This is a genomic window from Actinokineospora sp. NPDC004072, from assembly GCF_053604195.1.
The window spans coordinates 216,011-222,083 of the sequence record NZ_JBSGHB010000014.1 but is presented as its reverse complement, the minus strand read 5'-3'; the positions used below and the strand labels follow the sequence as shown (position 1 = coordinate 222,083).

Annotated in this window: 9 protein-coding genes and 1 pseudogene; 1 reads left to right on the top strand and 9 read right to left on the bottom strand. The window is 70.8% G+C overall.

Annotated features, from left to right (window positions below):
* The coding region (locus ACWEPX_RS22835) for a sigma factor-like helix-turn-helix DNA-binding protein (RefSeq protein WP_451899239.1) at positions 1-300 on the top strand (300 nt) is incomplete at its 5' end.
* 170 nt (positions 301-470) lie between these two features.
* Here ACWEPX_RS22835 and ACWEPX_RS22830 read toward each other — a convergent pair.
* The 9 genes and pseudogenes from ACWEPX_RS22830 to ACWEPX_RS22790 all read right to left on the bottom strand — a co-directional run.
* Entirely contained in the window at positions 471-656 is a 186-nt protein-coding gene (locus ACWEPX_RS22830) for a hypothetical protein (RefSeq protein ID WP_451899238.1), read from the bottom strand.
* A gap of 124 nt (positions 657-780) precedes the next feature.
* A complete protein-coding gene (locus tag ACWEPX_RS22825; protein WP_451899237.1) occupies positions 781-1,032 on the bottom strand; it encodes a helix-turn-helix domain-containing protein in 252 nt (83 codons plus the stop codon).
* A complete protein-coding gene (locus tag ACWEPX_RS22820) occupies positions 933-1,895 on the bottom strand; it encodes a deazapurine DNA modification protein DpdA family protein (RefSeq protein WP_451899236.1) in 963 nt (320 codons plus the stop codon). The genes ACWEPX_RS22825 and ACWEPX_RS22820 overlap by 100 nt, the downstream gene beginning before the upstream one ends.
* Positions 1,892-2,425, bottom strand: a complete 534-nt coding sequence (locus tag ACWEPX_RS22815) for a VUT family protein (protein ID WP_451899235.1) — start codon at positions 2,423-2,425, stop codon at positions 1,892-1,894. The genes ACWEPX_RS22820 and ACWEPX_RS22815 overlap by 4 nt, the downstream gene beginning before the upstream one ends.
* A gap of 77 nt (positions 2,426-2,502) precedes the next feature.
* Positions 2,503-3,720, bottom strand: a complete 1,218-nt coding sequence (locus tag ACWEPX_RS22810) for a DNA-methyltransferase (protein WP_451899234.1) — start codon at positions 3,718-3,720, stop codon at positions 2,503-2,505.
* Positions 3,717-4,658 (bottom strand): hypothetical protein, encoded by a 942-nt coding sequence (locus tag ACWEPX_RS22805; RefSeq protein ID WP_451899233.1) that lies wholly within the window; start codon positions 4,656-4,658, stop codon positions 3,717-3,719. Before ACWEPX_RS22805 ends, ACWEPX_RS22810 begins: the two co-directional genes overlap by 4 nt.
* A complete protein-coding gene (locus ACWEPX_RS22800) occupies positions 4,655-4,969 on the bottom strand; it encodes a hypothetical protein (protein WP_451899246.1) in 315 nt (104 codons plus the stop codon). The genes ACWEPX_RS22805 and ACWEPX_RS22800 overlap by 4 nt, the downstream gene beginning before the upstream one ends.
* A gap of 56 nt (positions 4,970-5,025) precedes the next feature.
* Positions 5,026-5,535 (bottom strand): hypothetical protein, encoded by a 510-nt coding sequence (locus ACWEPX_RS22795; protein ID WP_451899245.1) that lies wholly within the window; start codon positions 5,533-5,535, stop codon positions 5,026-5,028.
* A gap of 1 nt (position 5,536) precedes the next feature.
* A pseudogene (locus ACWEPX_RS22790) lies at positions 5,537-6,058 on the bottom strand (DNA cytosine methyltransferase); the annotation flags it as partial.
* Positions 6,059-6,073: the final 15 nt, after the last annotated feature.

Sequence of the window (6,073 nt, the reverse complement as noted above, 5' to 3'; positions counted from 1 at the left end):
GTCGCCCGGTTCGTGCTGGACCTGTCGGAGGCGCAGGCCGCCGTCGAGCTGGGCTGCACCGTCGGCACGGTCAAGTCGCTGACCAGCCGGGGCGTAGCCCAGATGATGAAGCTTCTTTCCAGGTCAGTCCATCCAGTCCATCCAGACGGGCGGCACTACGTAGGAAATCGCGGGGGAGCGACCGTAAAGGTCAAATCGCTCGGCTACGCAGGTGGGGAGACCGGGCCTGCCGCGTCACCTTCTGGCGGCGCTGCCGACAAGTACCGCGCCACATCTGCGGGCACACCCCGCTCGAAATGAGCGTGGAGGAAAGACGCACTACTGGTGAAGGTGGCCTCGCCGAAGGTGCTGGTGTCGGTAAAGGCGGCCCCGTTGAACCACACGTACCCGGTGAAGGTGGCCGCCTTGAACGATGCTCCGCTGGTGAAGGTGGCCACATCGAGGGCGTCCTGCCAGTCCGGCAGGAACTCCTAGAGGGTGACCTGCGCTGACGCAGGGTCGCGCCAGACACCTTTGCGCTGCTCGAACTCCACGTCGACCGCATGGTCGGCGGCGGCCGTCTGGGTGGAGAACCCGGAGACGGATCCGATGGTGTTGTCGTCGCGGCGGTAGCGCACACGCCAGGTTCCGTTGCCGCACTTCTCCACCCAAGCCATCCCGCTCCTTCCCGAGATCCGGTATAGGTTAGGTGCCGCCACCATGAATGCTCGATTTCGGGCAGAGGGGAAGCCCTGCCCACAAGAACTTCCAGCAGCAGAAGTCCGCGGAGCGGGACGACCGTCAGGTGCGGCGGGTTCGCGTAGGCGGCCGGGCCGGCCGGTGCGCCGAGGCGACGATCCCCTGCAGGTCCGAGCGGGAGAAGCGCAGGTGTTTACCGAGGAAGGTGCAGGGGATGCGGCGTTGGCCCGCGCTCCTGCGCAACCATGACTCCTTTACGGCGAGGATGCTGGCGGCTTCGGCGGGGGTGTAGAGCAGATTCTGCTGTGGTGGTCCACCGTCGCCGGCCGACCGTGGGGTGTCGAGCTGTTCCATGGGCGCTTCTCCTCACGTAGTGGGCGCGTCGGCGGTCGTGCGGGACGACGGGAGCTGTGGTGGGGTCGCGATGTTCGACAAGGTGTGAGGTGGTGGTGCCGCTTTCCGGATGCCGCCGTGGTCCCTTCGGGCGGTAGAGAGCTGATGAGCCGCTGGTGCCAGGCCAGGGCGAAGCGCAAGCAGTTGGACTCGCTTCGGTGGGTCGAAGTGCAGCCGGGCACGTGGCGGCCTCTCAGACTCCAGGAGGCCGAGTCGCTGGAAATGATGGCGTCGGCGTAGCGGGCGAGGCCGAGGACCTTGGCGCCGAAGGCGTGCAGCCGGTACCCGCGGGCGGCCAGCGATCGGACGATGTCCTCGACCTCGGCGGTGTGCTGGCGGCGGCACACGCTGCCCACCCCGACCAGTGGCAGTGCGGCCAGGTCGATGCCGTGGTGTTCGTAGAGGTCGGCGCAGCGGTGGTAGTCGCCGATGGTTTGTCCTTGCAGGACCGGGATGAATGGCAGCTGGGGGTCGAGGTCGCGGAGGCGGAGGTAGTCGGTGACGGTGCGGTGTTGGTGGGCGCGCAGGCTCAGGCCGGTTCGGGCCAGGACGTGGGGTTCGGTCATCCAGTCGCGGGGTGCGGCCCACTGCAGGTGGCCGATCTCGGTGGCGTAGCGGCGCACCGCTCGGACGTAGGTGGTGGCGTCGGTGCGCCAGCGGCCGTGCAGCGACAGTTCGGTGAAGCCACCGGAGTCCAGCACCCACGGGCCGGTGGCTCGTGGAAGGGTGCGGCGGTCGGTCAGGCGCCGGTGGCTGACCAGCAATGGCACGCCGAGGTCGCGGGCGAGCCAGGACGGCTGGTGGGTGCCCAGGTAGAACTTCACGGGCGCGTCACCGCCCGGCGGGCGATCACTCGCGCGGTGTGGAGCACGGCGAGGGTGAGCAGCGTGGCGACTGTCTTGCCGAGGAGTTGTCCGGGGACGGCGGTGAGGCTGCCGAAGGCCAGCGGCACGAACAGCGCGCTGTCGACCACGAGCCCGCCCGCGTTCGACGCGGTGACCGCGCCCAACCGGGAACGGTGGCGCAGCTTGGTGTAGATGAGCGCGTCGACGATTTCCGAGGCGGTGAACGCGACGGCACTGGCCGCGGCGATCTGCGGGGAGGCGCACCAGGCGGACAGGCCTGCTCCGGCCAGGATGCCCGCGGTCACTCCACGGGGGCCGAGGTTGTCGTGGACGAGGTCGCGGGCGGTCAGGCCCGCTCCGGCGAACGCTGTGCCTACCGGAACATGCAGGCCGCCGATCACCAGGGGTGGCCAGTGCGTTGAGGCGACGTTGGCGGCTACGACCAGCAGGAGGTAGCCCATCAGCGCAGGCGCGTCGGGCCGCCATGAGCGCAGGGCTCGGTTCGCCAAGCCTCTGGCCGCCCTCGATCTGGTACAGGCCAGACCCGGCATGCCCGTAGGCAGGTCTGTAGGGGTTCGGGTTGTGGTCATGCGGCACGCCCTGGATGGGCTGCGTCGTCTCCCCGGGCGGCGGTGACCGCGCGGTGTTGTGGGGGCGCGGCGGCCTTGGCGCGTTGCCGGGGGTCTTTCGCTCGCCACTGGGCCAGCCGGCAGTAGTCGGTCGAGGCGTCGATGCTGATGCCGGTGCGTCCGTGCAGGGCGGCGACCAGCGCGGTTGTTCCGGTGCCGCCGAAGGGGTCGAGCACGACACCGGGTGCGGTGGGCGCGGTCGTGTCCGGGCAGGCGCAGGCGTGGCCGCTAACGCGGCGGACGGTACGGTGTCTCCGGTTCCCGACGTCTGAGGTCTGGCCGTGGACGCCGCCGCGTTTCCAGCCGCCGGGCGTCACCGCGCGCCCGTCCAGACAGCGCTGTGCCGCCACCGTGGGACGACGGCCGTGTCCGCAGGCTGTGCAGACCTCGCGGGGTGACCAGCCGAGGATCAGCCGGCGGGGCCACTCCATCGGGAACGCCGCGAAGTGGTCCACCCCGAGTTCGGCGGGCACGCGCAGCGGCTGGGTGGGGATCTCCCACACCGAGCCGGGCAGCTTGCCCAGCGAATGGGCGAACTGTGACGGGTTCAGCGTGTGGGGCGCGCCAACCGAGAAACGGTCCCCCGCGCGGTAGGCGCGCCGGGACCGGGCGATGGAGGCCGGAGCGTGCGGCTCGCGGATTTCATCGACGGCGCTGTAGTAGCGGGGTGAGACGGTGAAGTGGAACCAGGTCTCGTGGCTGCGGCGGACGCGGTCGGTCACCGACTCCGGAAGCCCGTTCGGTTTCGACCACACTACCTCCGCGCGCAGGACAAGTCCCACCTCGTCGACACAACGCAGCGCATACCGCCACGGAATGCCAAGAAGAGACTTGGCTCGCCCGTACGCGGAGGCGCCCCGTCGGTCGCTGGTGGCGGTCGAATCCGACCGGCTGGCCGCGTACCGGTCACCGAGGTTGACCCAGATCGACCCGCTCGGCTTGAGCGCCCGCACACATTCCCGCGTGACCTCCACCAGCGCGTCCAGGTACTCCCTGATGGTGGACTCCGCGCCGATCTGGCCCGCGTAGGGCCGCCCGCCGTCTTCGTAGGCGCGAAGACCGAAGTACGGCGGACTGGTCACAACCAGATCCACACAACCAGCGGCCAGCGGAATGGCCCTGGCATCCGCACGGACGATCACCGGCATCGGTGTCGCAGGCTTCGGAAAGGTCACGCCGCACGCTCCCCTATCCCGCTGACCGGATCACCGGAACGGCACGACCATGGCGAGCAGCCGTCCGGGTCGCCGTCCTCCTCCACGCTCTCGGCCCGCTCGGCCGGGTTGGTGGTGACCAGCCGCAGGCGCCTCTTCGTGGCGGGTGTGTCGAGGTCGACCTGGTCCAGCGGGAGGCAGGAGCGGTGCAGGAAGTACTGGCCGCGTAGTTGTTGGCCTTGGGTGGTGGCGTGGGGGTAGCCGTGGCGGATGGCGCGGTCGAACTCCACGGCTTCCGCCCACCCGTCCGGGTCGTTGTCTCGGACCCAGCGCCACCCGGTGTTGCCGTGGAACGGGCACCCCACGCACGCGGACTTCACGGTGTGGCCCCAGCCGCGTTCGGCGAGGAACTCCACGCAGCGGGCGCGGTCGAAGCCAAGGTCGATCAGGGGGAAGACGTTGCGCAGGAACCGCAGCCCAGAGTCCTTGGCGCGGTGGAACTCATCGGTGCTGATCCCGATGGCCTGCTCGGCGTACACCCCGCGCGGCACCCGCCGCGGATGCGGATATCCCAACAGCTCCCGCGCCGCCTTCTTCAAAGGGATGATCTTGTATTCCGAGGTGCACTGCCTGCGGGCAAGCCCGCGGCTGCCGTCGGGGTTGAGGGTGTGCAGGGGCATGGAGACGAAGCGGTGGCGCGGGTCCAGGGCGTCGGCGCGGATGTTCCCGCCAGAGACCCGCCGCACCGGGATGCCGTGCCTGCCGGCGTGGGCGGCGAGGCGGTCGAGGTTGGCGTAGACCGCCCGGGGTTCCCATCCGGTGTCGGCGAACAGGGCAATGTCGAAGGGCGGGATCACGCCCTCGCAGGCCAGCAGCAGCACGGTGGTGCTCTGCACCCCGGCGCCCAGCGACAGCAGCCGCAGCGCGGGCCCCGGCGGGGCGGCGTGGATGGTGGTCATGCCGCCACCACCCGCCCGGCTGACAGGCGGCGGCGTTCGCTGTCGAGGAGTTCGGCGAGGTCGCCGAGCAGCAGCGCGACGGCGTGGGCGGCTTGGGCGGGGACGACGCCGTTGCCCAGTGCCCGCAGCTGGGCGGTGCGGGGCAGCGGGAGGTCGGTGACCCAGCCGTTCGGCAGGCCCATGAGGTGCTCGACGAAGGCGGGCGCGAGCACGGGGCGGCCGTGGTTGCCGGGCTCCGTCGGATATGGTGCCGCTCGGCCGAGGACGGTCTCCCAGCGGCGGATCGCCACCTCGTAGACGCCCCAGCTCACCGATCGCGGCCCAGGCTCGGGCGCCCGGATCGGCTCGGTGTCGGAATCGGGGACGACTACAAGGTGTCCTCGGGGCCGCCGGTCTGCACGCTGGTCGGGATGAGCAGGCGCATGACCGCCGAGGGCAGCATCAGGTCGCCCTTGGACCCGCGCTGCGCCGGGCACCCCTTCGTCCCGTCCGTCGCCCGCGGCGTCGGCAGCAGCGCTGCCGAGTCCACCAGCGGGAGCACCTGCTGGGACAGGGGCGGGCGGAACCCCGCCCCGGCCTTGCGGCCCGCGGTGCCGGTGTCGGAAGCCCGCGGCGTGGGCAGCAGCCTCGCCTGGTCGGGCAGGGACGGGCCGCCGGTGTGGGTGCGGTGGCTGCAGTTCTTCGCGTCGGAAGCAGTCGGAGTCGGCAGCAGCGGGTTCGTCGGTTGCGGCTGGGTGAGGGTGGCGAGCAGGATCTCGAGGTCGCCGATCGAGATGCGCCGCTTCCCGCTGCCGTTCGGGCGTTGGGCCAGCCACTGCTGATCCGAACGTCGTGAGTAGCTGCTGAGCGGCGTCGGCAGCACCGCGTCGCCAAGCAAGCAGGAACACCCGTTCGCGGCGGTGCGGGGCGCCGATGTCGGCGGCGCGGACGCTACGCCAGAGCGCGTCATACCCCGCTTCGGCCAGGTCGCCGAGTACACGGTGGAGACCTCCCGCTTTCCAGCGAAGCGCGGCGACGTTCTCCAGCACGACGAGCGCGGGTCGTAGTAGGCGAAGGCCCGCCACGATGTCCGACCAGAGCCCACTGCGCGCTCCCTTCTCGATGCCCGCGCGTTTCCCGGCGGCGGAGATGTCCTGGCAGGGGAATCCCGCGACGAGCACGTCGACCGGCTCGACCCGCGCCCAGTCGATGTGCCGCAGGTCGCCGAGGTTCGGGACGTCCGGAAAGCGGGCGGCGAGGATCACCCGGATGTGCGGGTCCGGGTCGGCTACCCAGGTGATTCGACCGCCGCCGAAGGCTGCCAGCACTCCGAGGTCCAACCCGCCGTACCCGGTGCACAGCGACCCGATGATCGGGTCAGGCACCGGGGCCAGGTCGGTCTGCCGTCCCGGCTCCGGCATCGCCGTCGCGGTCGG

Excerpts from the sequence above, each read along its gene's own strand:
- ACWEPX_RS22805 (WP_451899233.1), bottom strand. The coding sequence starts at position 4,658 with ATGACCACCATCCACGCCGCCCCGCCGGGGCCCGCGCTGCGGCTGCTG.
- ACWEPX_RS22830 (WP_451899238.1), bottom strand. The coding sequence starts at position 656 with ATGGCTTGGGTGGAGAAGTGCGGCAACGGAACCTGGCGTGTGCGCTAC.
- ACWEPX_RS22825 (WP_451899237.1), bottom strand. The coding sequence starts at position 1,032 with ATGGAACAGCTCGACACCCCACGGTCGGCCGGCGACGGTGGACCACCA.